14 protein-coding genes are annotated in these 16,810 nt (G+C 34.1%); 4 read left to right on the top strand and 10 right to left on the bottom strand.

The annotated features are described in order from the left end of the window. Positions 1 to 182: 182 nt before the first annotated feature. The 4 genes from GR162_RS18965 to guaB all read left to right on the top strand — a co-directional run bounded on the left by GR162_RS18965 (position 183) and on the right by guaB (position 4,768). A complete protein-coding gene (locus GR162_RS18965) occupies positions 183 to 1,049 on the top strand; it encodes a hydroxymethylglutaryl-CoA lyase (RefSeq protein ID WP_160783398.1) in 867 nt (288 codons plus the stop codon). A gap of 77 nt (positions 1,050 to 1,126) precedes the next feature. After that, a complete protein-coding gene (locus tag GR162_RS18960) occupies positions 1,127 to 1,678 on the top strand; it encodes a hypothetical protein (RefSeq protein ID WP_160783397.1) in 552 nt (183 codons plus the stop codon). Then, positions 1,675 to 3,069, top strand: coding sequence for a DUF5723 family protein (locus GR162_RS18955; protein ID WP_160783396.1), 1,395 nt, complete (start codon positions 1,675 to 1,677; stop codon positions 3,067 to 3,069). Before GR162_RS18960 ends, GR162_RS18955 begins: the two co-directional genes overlap by 4 nt. Positions 3,070 to 3,295: 226 nt before the next feature. Further along, positions 3,296 to 4,768 (top strand): IMP dehydrogenase, encoded by a 1,473-nt coding sequence (guaB, locus tag GR162_RS18950; RefSeq protein WP_008462205.1) that lies wholly within the window; start codon positions 3,296 to 3,298, stop codon positions 4,766 to 4,768. A gap of 76 nt (positions 4,769 to 4,844) precedes the next feature. Here the strand turns inward: guaB and GR162_RS18945 are convergent, their stop codons facing one another. From GR162_RS18945 to GR162_RS18900, 10 genes are all read right to left on the bottom strand, one after another. Continuing rightward, positions 4,845 to 5,984 (bottom strand): NAD(P)/FAD-dependent oxidoreductase, encoded by a 1,140-nt coding sequence (locus GR162_RS18945; protein WP_160783395.1) that lies wholly within the window; start codon positions 5,982 to 5,984, stop codon positions 4,845 to 4,847. 145 nt (positions 5,985 to 6,129) lie between these two features. Then, on the bottom strand, positions 6,130 to 6,720 hold the full coding sequence (locus GR162_RS18940; protein ID WP_008462210.1) for a TetR/AcrR family transcriptional regulator: 591 nt from the start codon (positions 6,718 to 6,720) through the stop codon (positions 6,130 to 6,132). A gap of 308 nt (positions 6,721 to 7,028) precedes the next feature. Then, complete coding sequence (locus GR162_RS18935) at positions 7,029 to 7,913, bottom strand: L,D-transpeptidase (protein WP_160783394.1); 885 nt, start codon at positions 7,911 to 7,913, stop codon at positions 7,029 to 7,031. A 248-nt stretch (positions 7,914 to 8,161) separates the two neighbouring features. Then, positions 8,162 to 9,652 (bottom strand): S41 family peptidase, encoded by a 1,491-nt coding sequence (locus GR162_RS18930; RefSeq protein WP_160783393.1) that lies wholly within the window; start codon positions 9,650 to 9,652, stop codon positions 8,162 to 8,164. 39 nt (positions 9,653 to 9,691) lie between these two features. Next, positions 9,692 to 10,276, bottom strand: coding sequence for an NUDIX domain-containing protein (locus GR162_RS18925; RefSeq protein ID WP_008462213.1), 585 nt, complete (start codon positions 10,274 to 10,276; stop codon positions 9,692 to 9,694). Positions 10,277 to 10,327: 51 nt separating this feature from the next. Then, positions 10,328 to 11,599: an adenylosuccinate synthase gene (locus GR162_RS18920; protein WP_160783392.1), complete on the bottom strand. Its 1,272-nt coding sequence runs from the start codon at positions 11,597 to 11,599 to the stop codon at positions 10,328 to 10,330. Between the two features lie 101 nt (positions 11,600 to 11,700). Beyond that, a complete protein-coding gene (locus GR162_RS18915; RefSeq protein ID WP_008462215.1) occupies positions 11,701 to 12,165 on the bottom strand; it encodes a Fur family transcriptional regulator in 465 nt (154 codons plus the stop codon). Between the two features lie 88 nt (positions 12,166 to 12,253). Further along, a complete protein-coding gene (locus GR162_RS18910; protein ID WP_008462217.1) occupies positions 12,254 to 14,473 on the bottom strand; it encodes a bifunctional (p)ppGpp synthetase/guanosine-3',5'-bis(diphosphate) 3'-pyrophosphohydrolase in 2,220 nt (739 codons plus the stop codon). Positions 14,474 to 14,714: 241 nt separating this feature from the next. Further along, positions 14,715 to 15,503, bottom strand: coding sequence for an RNA methyltransferase (locus GR162_RS18905; RefSeq protein ID WP_160783391.1), 789 nt, complete (start codon positions 15,501 to 15,503; stop codon positions 14,715 to 14,717). Positions 15,504 to 15,643: 140 nt separating this feature from the next. Then, positions 15,644 to 16,729 carry an LTA synthase family protein gene (locus GR162_RS18900; protein WP_160783390.1) on the bottom strand — a complete coding sequence of 362 codons (1,086 nt, stop codon included), beginning with the start codon at positions 16,727 to 16,729 and terminating at the stop codon, positions 15,644 to 15,646. Positions 16,730 to 16,810 lie beyond the last annotated feature (81 nt).

Below are 16,810 nucleotides of genomic sequence, written 5' to 3'. Positions count from 1 at the left end.
CTTTGTATTACAAATATAAGTAATAAAATCTATTATTACGCTTTTTGGTAATATATTTAAATATTACGTTTTTAGGTAATGTTGTTGGCTATTACAATATTCAGTAATAATCGGATTGAGCTAAAATTATCTTTTATTTCATTAAAAAAGAAACTAACTTAGCCTTTACAAAAGAATAAGCTTTGAATAAAGAAATCAAAATCATTGAATGTCCTAGAGATGCCATGCAGGGTATCAAAACCTTTATTCCAACAAAAAATAAAGTTACTTACATACAGGCTTTGTTGCGAGTTGGCTTTGACACCATTGATTTTGGAAGTTTTGTTTCTCCCAAAGCTATTCCGCAAATGCAAGATACTGCTGAGGTTTTGGCGCAATTAGACCTTTCGCAGACAACAAGCAAACTACTTTCAATTATTGCCAACACACAAGGTGCGATAACAGCTGCAAACTACGAACCGATTCAATATTTAGGTTTTCCTTTTTCTATTTCGGAGAACTTTCAGATGCGTAATACGCACAAAACTATTGCAGAATCATTGGTTACACTTGAAGAAATTCTTGAAGTGGCAGATAAGAAAAACAAAGAAGTGGTTACGTATCTTTCTATGGGTTTCGGAAATCCGTATGGAGATCCGTGGAATGTTGAAATTGTAGGCGAGTGGACTGAAAAACTGGCTGGAATGGGCGTGAAAATCCTATCGCTTTCTGATACTGTAGGAACTTCTACACCAGAAGTAATTACCTATTTGTTTTCAGATTTGATTCCGAAATATCCTGAAATTGAATTTGGCGCTCATCTTCATACAACTCCTGAAAGCTGGTTCGAAAAAATCGACGCCGCAGCAAAAGCAGGCTGTACACGTTTTGACGGTGCGATTCAAGGTTTTGGAGGCTGTCCAATGGCAACCGATAAACTGACAGGAAACATGCCGACAGAAAAACTGATTTCGTATTTTACAGCCAATAAAAAAGCAACAGGACTTAATTCTCTTAGTTTCGAGAGCGCTTATAACGAAGCTTCAAAATTGTTTGGAAAGTTCCATTAAAAAATAGTTATTTTTCGTATCTTAGATAATGAATGTAAACATAATGCGTTACATTTAGTATTGATATAACTATTATCATGAGGACAAAACCACTAAGTAAAATTTCCAGCTTACTATTTTCAGTCTTTTTATTATTTTCCTGTTCAAGCGATTTAGATTTTGATCAAGTAAATGATTTTAAGCTAGAACCTGTTTTTGTCGCAAACCTTGCTTATTTCGACATTCCAGCAAGTAGACTTGTAGATGATGGAGGAACGAACATTGGCTATGATTCTAGAGATTTTGATGTTTTTAAAGACAAATTTTTTACTGAACGTCTCAAAAGAGCTGATTTTGATTTTGAAGTCGAAAATAATATAGACCGCGCTTTTGTTTTAAACATGCTTTTGCTTAACGACCAAAATCAGGTTTTGCAAACCATCTCTTTTACAGTTCCATCCTATAAAGGAACTCCAAATGTTATAAAATACCCTACAGAAGTTTTTGAAAACGCGCGATTAGATCTTTTAAAACAAACACAAAAAATTGGCTTTGTGGTAATAATTGCTGCGGGACCTCCATTGAATAGCGAGAGTACAGGAAATTTAAAATTAAGATCAAGTGCAACGGCTTATTTAGTAATCGAATGAGAAAGGCACTAATTCTTTGCTTATTTTTTCATCTTTCCTGTTTTGCTCAAAACAGAGAGCTGTTATATAACTTTACTTCAATTCCGCAATCCTCGCTTGTAAATCCTGGAGCAGATATTTCGTATGAATATTATTTCGGATTTCCAGTTTTATCTGGAATTTCAGCAAATGTGGGTTCTAGCAGTTTCTCAGCTTATGATTTATTCGCCAATGATGGTGTCGATTTTAATCAAAAAGTTAGAAACGTCATCAATAAATCTTCCAGCAATGACAAAGTTGTGACCAATCAGCAATTGGAAATATTTTCTGGCGGATTTAGAATAGGAGGAAGAGAAAGTCGTTCCTATATTTCGTTCGGATTGTACCAGGAATTCGATTTTTTTATGTTTGTTCCAAAAGATCTCGCATTATTAGCTTTAGATGGAAATAGAAATTATATCGGAAAATCATTTAATCTAGGCGATTTAAATATGAAAGCCGAAGTGCTTTCTGTTTTTCATGTAGGTTTTCATAAAAAAGTCAATGATAAATTTGTCTACGGAGGACGTGCCAAAATCTATTCGAGTGGAGCAAATGCTACTTCAACCAAAAATTCAGGGTATATATATACAGGACAAGAACCTGGAACTCCAAACCTTTATAACCAGATTATTTCTTCCAATTTAGAATTAAAAACCTCTGGAATTGCTCGGTTTACTAAAGATGAATACGAAGGAAATATAGCGCGCGATATTGCCAATAATACTTTTTTTAACGGAAGCCTAGGTTTTGGCGTTGATGCTGGAATTACCTATTATATAAAAGACAATTTACAGCTAACAGCAAGTATTATAGATTTGGGTTTTGTGAGACAGACCAAAGACATAGAAACGATTACGTATAAAGGAACTTACCAATACAATGGCGCTAATCCCGATTTTTTGGGCTCAGACGATCCAGAAAATGTCTTTAACGAATTTGATAAAGCCATACCAAGAGATACACTTTATAATAAGTACACTACTTGGCGTCCGACAAAATTGTATTCTTCCATTCAATATTCTTTTGGAGAGGCTCGCCCCGATGACGAATGCAATTGTCATGGAAAAGTTAATAAATATTATAAAAATGCGGTTGGAGCACAGCTTTTTGCAATGTCAGCCCCTCGAACACCTCTATTTGCCCTGACAGCTTTTTATCGAAGAAATATCTTTAAGAAATTAGATTTAAAAGCCACTTACACTTTAGATACTTTTTCAAATACAAATATTGGTTTAGGACTTGCAGGAACAATTGGTCCAGTAAATATTTATGCTTTGGTCAATAATGTTTTAGAATATAAAGATATCTCCAAAGCTAGCAGTGCGGCCTTTCAGGTCGGAATCAATTTTGTTTTTCAAGATAAAGAATAGATAAAATCCAATTTTTTTAAATTCCAAATTCCAAATTCCAAATTCCAAATTCCAAACTCCTCAAAAAGCAAAGCTTTTTTTTGATCTGACTTGGAATTTGGAATTTAAAAAAATTGGAATTTAATTTGAAAGACTTTTCCTGTAAATACAAATTTATGAATAAGTTAGTATTCAAGTTAGCAATTTATTCACTATATTTGCACGCAATTCAACTAGAAATTGCACCATGATAGCACACAACTCCAAGATTATCGGCGAAGGTTTAACTTACGACGATGTATTATTAGTACCTAACTACTCGAATGTGCTTCCTCGCGAAGTGAGCATTAAATCAAGATTCTCAAAAAACATTACATTAAACGTTCCAATTGTATCAGCTGCGATGGATACAGTTACAGAAAGCGCAATGGCAATTGCTATGGCGCAAGAAGGCGGAATTGGTGTTTTACATAAAAATATGACTATCGAACAGCAAGCAGGAAAAGTTCGAAAAGTAAAACGTGCAGAAGCAGGTATGATTATCGATCCGGTAACTTTACCAATGAACTCTACAATTGCTGACGCTAAAAACGCTATGAAAGAATTCGGAATCGGTGGTATTCCAATCGTTGACGAAAATAAAATCTTAAAAGGTATCGTTACAAACCGTGATTTACGTTTCGAAAAAAACGGAGCAAGACCAATCGCTGAGGTTATGACAAGCCAAAACTTAGTAACGGTTTCTGAAGGAACTTCACTAGAGCAGGCAGAAGTAGTTTTGCAAGGTCATAAAATCGAAAAATTACCAGTTGTAAACGATAAAAACGAATTAGTTGGTTTAATCACTTTCAGAGATATTACAAAACTGACTCAAAAGCCAATCGCAAACAAAGATTCTTTTGGCCGTTTAAGAGTGGCTGCTGCAATTGGAGTTACTGGAGATGCTGTTCAACGAGCAGAAGCTTTAGTTGCTGCTGGTGTAGACGCCATCATTATCGATACAGCTCACGGACACACAGAAGGTGTAGTAAATGTATTAAAAGAAGTAAAAGCAAAATTCCCTCAAATAGACGTAGTAGTTGGAAACATCGCTACTCCAGAAGCTGCTAAATATTTAGTAGAAAATGGAGCAGACGGAGTAAAAGTTGGAATCGGTCCTGGCTCTATCTGTACAACACGTATCGTTGCAGGTGTTGGTTTCCCTCAATTCTCAGCAGTTTTAGAAGTTGCTGCGGCAATCAAAGGAACTGGAGTTCCTGTAATTGCAGATGGAGGAATTCGTTATACAGGAGATATTCCTAAAGCTATCGCTGCAGGTGCTGACTGTGTAATGTTAGGTTCATTATTAGCAGGAACAAAAGAATCTCCAGGAGAAACAATTATTTTTGAAGGAAGAAAATTCAAATCTTACCGCGGAATGGGATCTGTTGAAGCAATGCAGACAGGTTCTAAAGATCGTTATTTCCAAGATGTTGAAGACGATGTTAAAAAACTAGTTCCAGAAGGAATCGTTGGACGTGTGCCTTACAAAGGAGAATTAAACGAAAGTATGCTTCAGTTTATTGGTGGTCTCCGTGCGGGTATGGGATACTGTGGTTCAAAAGATATTCCTACTTTACAAGAAACAGGTCGTTTCGTAAGAATCACTTCAAGCGGAATCACTGAAAGCCACCCGCATAACGTAACAATTACAAAAGAAGCTCCGAATTATTCTAGATAATTTTAAGTTTTGATATAAAACAAAAGGCGTAAGATTTTTTTCTTACGCCTTTTTTAATTTTATTATCTTACTTTAATTAGAATCTACTATTTAAAATATCTTCAGCCACAATATCAGAATGCAATAAATCTTCCATTTTTTTCGTCATACGTTGCGCTTCTAAAGCATAACCAAACATTTTTTTCTCGTAATCAGCGATTGCTTCATCAATGGTTTCGAATTTTCGGTTGGTTAAATTTTGCGTTAGATGAAAAGCGTCAAACAATCCCATATTTACTCCTTCGCCAGCAAAAGGAGGCATTAGATGTGCGGCATCACCAACAAGAGTAATGTTGGAATGTTCTTTCCAAGGTTCTTCTAACGAAAAGAGTCTCAAAGGCAACCCTGAAAAATCAGTCGATAAGGCAAAGAATTTTTTGTAATCATCGCTCCAGTTTTTAAAAGTTTCATTTAAAAAAGCAATTACAGCTTTATCGTCTTCAAAGTTGATTCCATGGTTTGAAATCCAATCTTCATCAGCTTTAAAAGAAACCCCAAAATGCACAGAACCGTCGCGCATGGTGTGAGTATAAAACATTTTGTGTTCACCCATTGCCATTACATTTCCGTTGCCGTATTTCGGTTTAAATTCAGGATAATCTTGATCGGGATTTGTAATTTCGCCTTGAATAATATAAGCTCCAGAAAGCTGAGGTTCTTGGTCGCTTACAAATTTTCGTGCATTCGATCTTCCGCCATTGGCAACAATAACAAAATCAGCAGTTGTTTTTGTTCCATTTTTAAATTCCAAAATATATTGGTTTTCTGTTTTTTCGATGTTAACCAGTTGACTGTTCCAAACAACTGTTCCTTCTTTAAGGTTATCTAGCATAATTTTTCTAAGATCATTTCGGTCAATTTCTGGACGTGAAAAAGCGTTGGTTTCATCTGGCATTTCGTCAGAAGTTATGTTTCCGTCCATATCGGCCATTTTTTCTCCAGTTGGTCGAGCATATTTGTAGAATTCATCCATTAAACCTGCCTTCTGAATGGCAAACTGGCCAGAATCTGAGTGAATGTCAAGAGTTCCACCCGAAGTTCTAGCTTGAGCATTTATATCTCTTTCGTAAACTGTGACATCAGCACCATTAATTTGAAGAATTCTAGCAGTTGTCAATCCAACTGGACCACCGCCAATAATGGCAATTTTTTTATTTTCTATAATTGAATTTTTCATTTTATTTAAATTAATATTATTGTAATTGCTTTGTCACTTTGCACAGAGTGATAAAGTATTGAGAATTTAGTTTTTGGAATTTAGTTTTTGGAGTTTGCCTTTTGGTTCCAAGATTGGAATTTGGAATTTGGAATTTGAGATTTACTTATGGAGTCAGCGCTTTTAAAACCAGATTAAAAGCTTCATTTTTAATTTCTTCTTTAAGAACAAAAGATTTTCCAGACATTGATTTTCCGTCTCTGTGAAATTCTAGAAGAGAATAAAGCGAACCGTAAGCAATGCTCCAAAAGACTTCATAAGGAACAGAGATAAGTTCTTTTCTCTCAATTGCCGACAGCATAAATTCAGTCATCATTTGTTTGTATTCTCCCGTCACTTCTTGTATGATTGCATCACCATATGTAGAATGCCTTAACAGTTCAAAACAGTTAGCCTGTAGCGTAAAATTTTGGTTGAAATAAATACGATTTTCCCATTGATTTCGTAATCCGTCTCTGAAAGACATATTTGTAGAGAAGCCATCAAACATCTTTTCAAAGAAATTTTGGCCAATTTCGATTCCAATTTTGCGAATCAAATCTTCCTTGTCTGAATAATAAATATAAAGTGTAGCAACAGATATTCCGCATTCTTTTGCCAAACGGTTCATTCCAAAGCCTTCTATGCCTTGGTTAACGATCATTTCTATTGCTTTTTGTTTTACAATTTCTTCTTTATTAATATCTCTTGTTCTCATAATTCTAATTAATTATGGCACAAAGATATAAATAATAAATGAACGATCGCTTATTTATGGATTATTTTTTTAAGTTGCTAAGATTCTAAGCTTCTGAGATTCTAAGTTTTTTTCTTTTTTTAGGTGCAAAGGAGCAAAGAGGCAAAGGTTCAAAGTTCGGAGGTTTGAACTTTATAAATTGCCTCCAGCTTGAGCTGGAGGTTTATAATAGTTAAGTGTTGAGCTTTAGCCAAATATTCAATAAACATAAAAAAAATCAGCTGAAATAAAGTATATCATTTCAGCTGATTTTTATATCGAGAGTATATTTATATTGTTTTTGTAGGCTCGGCTTCTCGTAGATTTTGATTTTCTAAAATCTCTTTTAAAAACGGTTTTACCTGATTTTCAATTTCAGATTCTGGAATATTTAGAGCTTCAGGATCTGATGCTAATTTTAGCCAAGGTTTTGGTCCGTCAAAATCATAACTTCCAAAAACTACAACAGGAGTTCCTTTTACTTTTACATTTTCTTTGTCTTTTAGAATCCATTCGTCAGCAAAAGTGTAAAGATATTTGGCATCTTTTTCTAATAATCTCAAACAAGAATGAGAAGCTGGATATCCTGGCAAATCGTATTGATGAAAGCCAACTCCTAGTTTATTTTCAATATTAAAGTTCCATTTTAGTTCCCACTCATCGTTAAATGTACTGGTTGTTTTTTCTGCTTTCCAATTGGTGAAAAATAATCCGGTAGGAGTAGGATCTTTTTTTCTTCCCATATTGGTTGGACCCGTACGCACCAGTTCACCATTTTCGTAAGCGGCAAAGGTCTGCATCGGATAAGAAAAAAGGATAATTTTTGAAACTTCTTCTAATGCAGAAACGTGTAATGGAAATGGAAGATAATAAACCAAATCTCCGCTAAAATCTGCTGGAATTACAACAGAATCCAGTTTTTTAAAATTGGTTTTATCTGTTCTGTTTAAAGCGTAAACAATATCCATTTTAGAACTGTCAGCTTCATTTAGTTTCAGCCATTCTTTTGTATTTGTGATTTGATAAGAAACTGTTTCTGGCTTTTTATATTCAATTACTTTCTTTTTTTCTTTTTTATTTTCAGTCAATGTTATAGTATCGGTTTTTTTGCAAGAACCTAATAAGACTAACATTAAAATCAGTAGGGCGTTTGCTGTGTAATATAACTTTTTCATAGGTTGGTATTTTTATGAATATAAAGTTATACATCTGATAGCTGAAAAGGGTTACATAATTTTTTGAATTGGTTTCGGGATTTTCATTTAGAAATTTCAAATAGCTCATTTTTCTTCTGAAGTGTTGGTAATATAGCTTTGTTTTTAGAAAAATTAAAAAGTTAAGTGATTTATAATCAGAATTTTGTTTGAGTATTCAGGAATTTTAAATTGTGTTCTGATGAAGAAAATTTCCAAAAATATTCAATTTATTCCTCAATCAATTTCAAAGTATATTCCAATTGCGTATCTCTGTTTTTCATAAAATCTTCAAAAGTCTGCTTCACTTCATAATCTGGAATTATGCCCCTTCCAAAAATCTGATTGGGCTTTTTAGGAACATCTTGTTCTAGATTTACAATCGAAAATTGTGTTTTAATTTTGGTATTGGGCAATTCGTATTCAATAGGAGTGTGGCCATTATGACCGAAATAACCGCCCATAGTTTCTTCGCCAACAACAATTGCATTTGTGTTTCCTGCAACCAAAGAAGCAAATAAGGAGCCTGCAGAAGCAATTCTTGGACTTATTAATAAATAAATCTGACCTTTAAAACTGTTTTTATCAGCCTGTAATAATGGGTTGAATTTTTCGTCTTGAATGTATTTCCCGTTTTCCGACTTTGGAAATTCTTCTTTCAATTCATCTTCAAAATCCTTTTTTTCTTCCTGTTTTTTCTGCGGTTCAGTTTCTTCATAAACTAAATATTCAGAAAAAGGAACTTCTTGAAAATTGACATAAGCAGATGCATTTTCACGAAACGGTTTTTCTGCTAAATAAGAAAAGGTAACAATGTCGTTAGGATCAGTTCCACCGCCATTATTTCTTACATCAACAATTAAATTCTTTATCTGATTGTTTTTTGAAAGATAATTAAAACAACTGTCTAGGTATTTTTTATAAGCCAAATGTTCTTTATGTTTTGCGTTTCGGCCAATTACAAAAGTATGGACAGAAAGTAAAGCTGTATTATTGGAGATAATTTTAAAAGAATATTTATCCTTTGCACGGTTGTATTGTAAACTATCAATGGGAAGTGAATGGCGATTTTTGAAATTCTCTTTTCGAATTTCGTTTGAAACAGCTGAAACTGTTTTTTTTAATCTTTTGGTTTGATTTGGAAGCGAATATTCTACTATAAATCTCTTTTGCGGACCATATTCCATTTCAAAATATTTGGCAAAAGAACTCCCAATTCCAATTGATTTCCCTGTGATGTTATAACCGTCGGTGGTGTAGTATTTGTAGAAAGATGAAAGCAGTTTTGAAGTTTTGATTCCGTTAATGCTACAAATTTGAGATCCCAGCGGAATTTGAGTATTTTCAAAATTAAGGATCAGCCGACTATTAATAAGTTTTACAGGAAAAGGAAAGAAAACATTTCCCGATGAATATTTCTTTTCAAAATCTTCAGGAAGTGTAGTGTCGTTATGCAGACTTCCTTCAAAATCGGTAATCTGCAAAACTATTTTATAAAATTCTATAAGGCTTTTGGGCGTATTGATTTGCGAAAAAGCCCAAGAATAAATACTGTCAATCTGCTGTTTTGTTCTGTATTTATAAAGTCCAGAATTGGCTTTTTCTCTTATTTCTTTAAAAATGGTTAAATCTTGCTTGAGTTTTTCTGCTGGCCATTTTTCGTTTTGAGAAAAAACAAAAAGCGGCAAAAAGAAAACCAGAGCTATTTTGAATTTGAGCATTTTAGATTTTTTGATTCATCTAAAATACTCAAAAAACTTTTAAATCAAGCCTTTAATTTTTGCATGCTGCAAAAGCATAATAGTTTTAGCATCAGTAATTTCTCCAGATTCAATCATAGCGTAAGCTTCATCAAAAGTATATTCTAAAACTTCGATGTTTTCTTGTTCTGCGTCAAGTCCACCACCAGAACTTACTTTCATGCTTTCGTCATATTCGCCAACAAATAAATACAAAATCTCTGTTACGGAACCTGGTGACATATACGTTTCAATAACTTTTTGAACTTTTTTTAATCGATAGCCTGTTTCTTCTTCTGTCTCACGAATTATAGCTTGTTCTGCATTGTCTTTGTCCAAAAGACCGGCGCAAACTTCAATCATCATTCCCGTTTTATTTCCGTTAAGATAAGTTGGCAAACGAAACTGACGCGTTAGAATAACTGTCTTTTTTGCTGAATTATATAGTAAAATTCCAGCACCATTTCCGCGGTCATAAACTTCACGAATATGTGATTCTACTTTTTCATTTTCTTTTTTATAGTTAAAAGTAACTTTGTTTAATATATACCAATTGTCGGATAACAATTTGGTTTCTGTGATCTCAATTTCTGGATTTTTTCTCATGTCGGTAATAGTCAAAAAAAAACGCTCTGATAATCAGAGCGTTTAAATGTATTATTTTGTTATTGTTTGTTTTCTATCTGGTCCAACCGATACGATTTTGATTGGCACTTCGATTTCTTTTTCAATAAACTCAATATATTCTTTTAGCTCAATTGGCAATTGATCGTAAGTTGTCAATCCTGTTAAATCTTGCTTCCATCCTTTAAACTCTTTGTAAATTGGAGTAACGTTTTCTGGTTCAATGTTATAAGGGAAGTGAGAAATGTTTTGTCCTTTGTAGTTGTACTCTGTGCAAACTTTCAAAGTTTCGAAACCAGAAAGAACGTCACCTTTCATCATCATTAACTGAGTAACTCCGTTAACTTGAACTGCATATTTTAAAGCAACAAGATCTAACCATCCGCAACGTCTTTGTCTTCCTGTTACAGAACCAAATTCGTTACCTACTTTTGCCATTGTAGCGCCAACTTCGTCAAAAAGTTCAGTTGGGAAAGGTCCGCTACCAACACGTGTAACGTAAGCCTTGAAAATTCCGTAAACCTCTTTGATTTTGTTAGGAGCAATTCCTAGACCTGTACAAGCTCCAGCAGCAGTAGTGTTTGATGAAGTTACGAAAGGATAAGTTCCGAAATCAACATCTAATAAAGATCCTTGAGCTCCTTCGCAAAGAATAGATTTTCCAGCTTTTTGAGCTTGGTGCATGTATTCTTCACTATCAATGAAATCTAATTTTTTTAATTCTTCGACAGCTTCAAAGAATTCTTTTTCTAATTCAGCTAAGTTGTATTGAATGTTAACGTCATAAAAAGCAATCATAGCTTCGTGTTTGTCAGCTAAAGCTCTGTAACGCTCTTTAAAATCCTCTAATTCAATATCTCCAACACGTAAACCATTTCTACCCGTTTTGTCCATGTAAGTTGGCCCAATTCCTTTAAGAGTAGAACCAATTTTAGCTTTACCTTTAGAAGCTTCAGAAGCAGCATCTAATAAACGGTGAGTTGGTAAAATTAAATGTGCTTTTCTCGAAATGATTAATTTGCTTTTGATATCAAGGTTGAATTTCTCTAAACCTTCAATTTCTTTTTGAAAAACTACAGGATCAATTACAACACCATTTCCGATAACATTTACTGAGTTTTTATGAAAAATTCCAGAAGGGATTGTTCTAAGTACGTGTTTAATTCCGTCAAATTCTAATGTATGTCCTGCATTTGGTCCTCCTTGAAAACGTGCAATAATATCATAATTTGAGGTAAGTACGTCTACAATTTTTCCTTTACCTTCATCTCCCCATTGTAATCCTAGTAATAAATCTACGGTCATTCTGTTTTAATTTGCGTTGGGACAATCAAAGTTGTCCTACTGATTATGTAGTTAATTTTCTTTTTTTTATTTTTTTTTTTGAAAAAGTCTAGTTGAATAGACTATGAATTTGAATTTTGCTTTTTGTTTCCGTAGAAATAAAGCGAATGATTAGTGATTTCAATATCAAAAATTTCTTCAATAGTCTTTTTGATGGTTTGAATTCTTGGATCGCAAAATTCAATTACTTCTCCCGAATCTGTCATAATGATGTGATCATGCTGTTTATCAAAATATGATTTTTCGTAGTAAGCCTGATTTTGTCCAAATTGATGTTTTCTAACCAAAGCGCAGTCCAACAATAACTCAATCGTGTTGTATAAAGTAGCTCTACTCACACGATAGTTTTTGTTTTTCATTTTGATATAGAGGTTTTCAATATCAAAATGCTCTTCGCTATCGTAAATTTCCTGAAGTATAGCATAACGCTCAGGAGTTTTGCGATGCCCTTTTTGTTCAAGATATAGTGTAAAAACATTTTTTACAATTTCTTGATTCTTAGTGTTGTCAGTTGAAATAAGTGTCATATCCGGCAAAGATAATTTTTTATTTTTAATGAATAAAAGTTTCGGGTTTAAAGTTTCGTTACAAAATTCTTATAGTTTCCCTAAAAAGTTAGGTTCTATACTCTCTAGTAACTTTATCTACCCCGTCAATTTTCTTAATGGCATTGATCATTTTCTTTAAAATGGTATTGTTTTTTACAATTACCGCAATCTGACCGTGGAAAATTCCTGCGTCTGTACTCAAGGAAATACTTTGAATATTAACGCTCATATTATTCGAAATTACTCGTGTAAGTTGGTTGGTAAGTCCTAAAACATCCATTCCTGTAATATTGATAATGGCTTTAAATTCCTCTTGTGAAGAATCAATCCATTTGGCACTCATGATTCTGTAAGCATAGTTAGACTGCATTCCGATTGCATTCGGACAGTCTTTTTTATGCACTTTTATTCCTTCATTTATAGTCACAAAACCAAAAACATCATCACCAGGAATAGGGTTACAGCATTGCGAAAGTTTATAATCTAATTTGTCATGTTCAGTTCCAAAAACCAGCATGTCGTAATTGCTGCTGATAACTGGTTTGTGAATATCTTCGGCTGCAGTATCTTTATTTCGTTTAATTTTATTTTTGAAGAAATTGATAAACGAATTGCTTTTCTGCGCGGCATAATCTTTTAACTGCTGATTTTCAATAGCACCAATTCCAACTCTATAAAATAAATCCAAACTGGTTTTTAGTTTAAAGAAATTTACTAACTCATTTGTAACCTGTTCGTTAAAGGTAACTTTTAGGTGTTTTAATTTTCTAACCAGTAATTCTTTTCCTTCTTCTGCAATTTTTTTGGTGTTCTCGTTCAGAACGTTTTTGATTTTATTTTTAGCTCTCGAAGTTGTTACGTATTCCAACCAGTTTACCGTTGGTTTCTGGTTTGGAGAAGTAATTACTTCGACCTGATCACCACTTTTTAGTTCATAATTCAACGGAACTAAACGTCCGTTTACACGAGTTCCGCGAGTTTTAATTCCAATTTCAGAGTGAATACTGAAAGCAAAATCAAGAGAAGTGGCACCTTTTGGCAACGATTTAATTTCTCCTTTTGGAGTAAATACGAAGATTTCTTTAGAATACAAATTCATTTTGAAATCTTCCACAAAATCAACTGCATTGGTTTCTGGGTTTTCCAAAGCTTCACGTAGTAAGTTTAGCCATGTGTCCAAACCGCTTTCTTCTGTTGCTCCATTTTTATATTTGTAATGAGCTGCGTAACCTTTTTCGGCGATTTCGTCCATACGCTCGCTTCGCACCTGAACTTCAACCCAACGTCCTTTTGGCCCCATAACGGTGATGTGAAGGGCTTCATAACCAGTTGATTTTGGAGATGAAATCCAGTCACGCAAACGGCTCGGACTCGGTCTATAATGGTCTGTTACGATAGAATATATTTTCCAGGCTATGAATTTTTCTTCATGCGGATCGGCTTTGTACACAATTCTAAGTGCGAACTTATCATAAACTTCATCAAATGTTACGTTTTGCGCACGCATTTTTCGACGAATAGAATAAATCGATTTTGGTCGGCCTTTGATAATATAATCTATGCCTTCGTTGTCTAAAGATTTCTTCAAAACCTCCGAAATGTCTTTGATGTATGCGTCCTGCTGTTCTTTAGTTTCGCGAATTTTGCTTACAATGTCATCATAGACTGCAGGCTCAGTATATTTTAATCCTAAATCCTCCAATTTGGTTTTAATGTTATAAAGTCCCAAACGATGGGCTAGAGGAGCATAAATGTATAAAGTTTCAGATGCGATTTTGGTCTGTTTGTATTCCGCCATCGAATCCATGGTTTGCATGTTATGAAGACGATCGGCAAGTTTAATTAAAATTACACGAACATCATCATTCAGCGTCAGAATCATTTTTCTGAAATTCTCAGCCTGCATCGAGGCATTCAAATCTTTTTGAACTAATGAGATTTTCGTAAGTCCTTCAACCAGCTGTGCCACTTTAGGATTAAACAAACGCTCAATGTCTTCAACGGTCATTGGCGTATCTTCTACAACATCGTGAAGTAAAGCCGCAGCGATAGAGGTCGCTCCCAGACCAATTTCTGAGGCAACAATTTTTGCAACTGCAATAGGATGAAAGATATAAGCTTCGCCCGATTTACGTCTCTGCTCTTTGTGCGCATCGACGGCAACATCAAATGCTTTTCTAATTAATTTTTTGTCTGCTGGGGTTAAAGTTTGGTAACTTATTCGAAGTAATTCCTTGTATTCCTGCGCAATAGCTTTGTTTTCTTTTTCGATATCTATTTCTGTCATAACGGCATAGTTCAAGTACTAAAAATAAGAATTAGTTTGAACATACACAAGATTTTAGATTGTTGATTTTAGAGTGCAGATTTTAGATTTTCCATGTAGGAATAAGGCTTCGACTCTGCTTAGCTAGACATTGAAGCAGTCGTTTTTTTAAATTAAAAATTAAAGATTAAAAATTAAAAGTTGAAGACTTTTAATTTGAACCTCAGAACTTTTGCATCTTTGTTCCTTTACACCTTTTAAATTAGAATCCTCTTTGTCTTTTTGCTTCAAAAATTAAGATAGCGGCAGCGACAGAAACATTCATGCTGTCGATTTCTCCTTGCATTGGAATAATGATGTTTTGAGTTGCTTCGTCACGCCATTCTTGCGTTAAACCAGTTGCTTCTGTACCCACAACTAAAGCGGTTGGAGTTGTGAAATTCTGGGTATGATATGAAGTGGAATTCTGTAAAGTGGCGCTGTAGAAATTAATCTTTTTTTCTTTCAAGAAAGCAATAATTTCTGCTGTTGTTCCAGTTGCAATCTGATTCGTAAAAAGGCAACCAACACTCGAACGGACAATATTTGGATTGTATAAATCGCTTTTTGGATTGGCGATCAAAACTGCATCTAAATTGGCAGCATCGGCAGTTCGTAAAACAGCACCAATATTTCCAGGTTTTTCTAAAGATTCTACAACCAAAATTAATGGATTATCAGATAGTTTTAAATCAGATAATTTTAAGGATTTGGTTTTAGCAACGGCTAAAATACCTTCTGTAGTGTCGCGATACGCCAGTTTTTGGTAAACTTCTCTATTGATTTCGATAATCTGAAAAGGAGCTTGTATTAATTTATTGATTTCTGATTCTGAAACTAATTCAGGTAAAAATAGAACTGTTTCGATTTCATAACCGCCTTTTATGGCTAGTGAAATTTCGCGTTGTCCTTCAATCAAAAATGTTCCGCTTTGTTTTCTGGCCTTGGCTTTTTCTTGAAGTAAAACCAAAGATTTGATAAACGGATTTTGAACTGAAGTAATTTGTTTCATTTTTTTTTGAGATGCTAAGTTTCTAAGGCGCTAAGGTACTGAGTTTTTTTCTTCTCGCAATAATTTAAAATAGCCACGAATTCACGAATTATTTGGTTTCATAATCAAAATAAAATTCGTGAATTCGTGGCTATAAAAAACTATTTCTCAAAAACTTCTTTAATCTCAGTTTCTACAGGATGATCGGTTTTGAAATTATATCCCATCAATTTTGCTAAAGTTTGAGCAAATTGTTTTTGATAGAATTGAGATTGTGTTGTTATTTCGCCTTTTGGAGCGATTTCAGGTCCCATTGCGGCAAACCAAATTTCTGAAGCTCCAGGAACATCAGAACCGTGATCTGTCCATTGCGATTTTACTTTGTCGCCGCGTCCGTGATCTACGGTTATGAATAAAGTAGTTTTGTTCTTGTATTGTGGATCATTTTGAACAAAATTCCAGATTTCCTGAATCCATTTGTCAACTTGATTGGCTGCGTCCAAATACGAACGGTATTGCCCATGATGTGCCCACTCGTCGGTTTCTCCGTATGCAATATAAAGCACTTTTGGCTTTTTATTTTTTAGTTCATCTAAAGCTTGATAATGCGTAAAAACATCTAGGCATTCATCCATATGAAATGGTTTATATGAGTTGTCACGCATCTCATTTAATAAGTGTTGAGCTGCTGTTGGTTTATTTCCGCCTACTTTGTCAAAGGCTGAAATTACAGGAAAACCGCTTCTTTCTTCATTTAAAATTCGGTCAAAAGCATCCCATGCGCCAAAAGCGGCAACTTTGCCTTTTAGTTTAGATTGCTGATTTAAAAATTCTAAAACATTTACGTTTGGATTGGCTTTGTATCCGTTTGAGTTGACTTTTAAATCGACATTTCCAGTCATGATTTCGCTATAACCAGGATAGCTAAACCAGTACGGATTGGCAACATCAACTTTGTTTCCTAAATCTCGATTTCCATAAATCTGACCTTTAGAAGCAATTTCAGACCAGAAAAAAGGCATTAGTTTTTTACGTGCTTCTTTTATGTCAGAATTGCTATATTTTTTATAAATGTAAGCACTGTCTCCCTGATTGAATTTTTTGTCATTGGCAATTGCAGGATCAATTCCTTTAAAAACTTCCTGCCATCTAAAACCATCTGTTGTAATGATGATGATATTTTCTGGTTTTTGCGCTTGAGATTGAATGCCTAATAATACGAACAGAATTAGAATTGTTTTTTTCATTTTTATCTGTTTTAATTTGGTGTACTTAGATTGTTATTTTCTTTCAAAACTAATTTAATAATGGAGATAATAGTAAAGCCA

This window comes from Flavobacterium sp. HBTb2-11-1, assembly GCF_009826975.1.
Lineage (GTDB): Bacteria > Bacteroidota > Bacteroidia > Flavobacteriales > Flavobacteriaceae > Flavobacterium.
This window is presented reverse-complemented; position numbering and strand designations above follow the sequence as displayed.

What these genes read in the sequence shown, in the direction of transcription:
- GR162_RS18960 (WP_160783397.1), top strand. Translation starts at nt 1,127, where the DNA reads ATGAGGACAAAACCACTAAGTAAAATTTCCAGCTTACTATTTTCAGTC.
- GR162_RS18955 (WP_160783396.1), top strand. Translation starts at nt 1,675, where the DNA reads ATGAGAAAGGCACTAATTCTTTGCTTATTTTTTCATCTTTCCTGTTTT.
- guaB (WP_008462205.1), top strand. Translation starts at nt 3,296, where the DNA reads ATGATAGCACACAACTCCAAGATTATCGGCGAAGGTTTAACTTACGAC.
- GR162_RS18945 (WP_160783395.1), bottom strand. Translation starts at nt 5,984, where the DNA reads ATGAAAAATTCAATTATAGAAAATAAAAAAATTGCCATTATTGGCGGT.
- GR162_RS18940 (WP_008462210.1), bottom strand. Translation starts at nt 6,720, where the DNA reads ATGAGAACAAGAGATATTAATAAAGAAGAAATTGTAAAACAAAAAGCA.
- GR162_RS18935 (WP_160783394.1), bottom strand. Translation starts at nt 7,913, where the DNA reads ATGAAAAAGTTATATTACACAGCAAACGCCCTACTGATTTTAATGTTA.
- GR162_RS18930 (WP_160783393.1), bottom strand. Translation starts at nt 9,652, where the DNA reads ATGCTCAAATTCAAAATAGCTCTGGTTTTCTTTTTGCCGCTTTTTGTT.
- GR162_RS18925 (WP_008462213.1), bottom strand. Translation starts at nt 10,276, where the DNA reads ATGAGAAAAAATCCAGAAATTGAGATCACAGAAACCAAATTGTTATCC.
- GR162_RS18920 (WP_160783392.1), bottom strand. Translation starts at nt 11,599, where the DNA reads ATGACCGTAGATTTATTACTAGGATTACAATGGGGAGATGAAGGTAAA.
- GR162_RS18915 (WP_008462215.1), bottom strand. Translation starts at nt 12,165, where the DNA reads ATGACACTTATTTCAACTGACAACACTAAGAATCAAGAAATTGTAAAA.
- GR162_RS18910 (WP_008462217.1), bottom strand. Translation starts at nt 14,473, where the DNA reads ATGACAGAAATAGATATCGAAAAAGAAAACAAAGCTATTGCGCAGGAA.
- GR162_RS18905 (WP_160783391.1), bottom strand. Translation starts at nt 15,503, where the DNA reads ATGAAACAAATTACTTCAGTTCAAAATCCGTTTATCAAATCTTTGGTT.
- GR162_RS18900 (WP_160783390.1), bottom strand. Translation starts at nt 16,729, where the DNA reads ATGAAAAAAACAATTCTAATTCTGTTCGTATTATTAGGCATTCAATCT.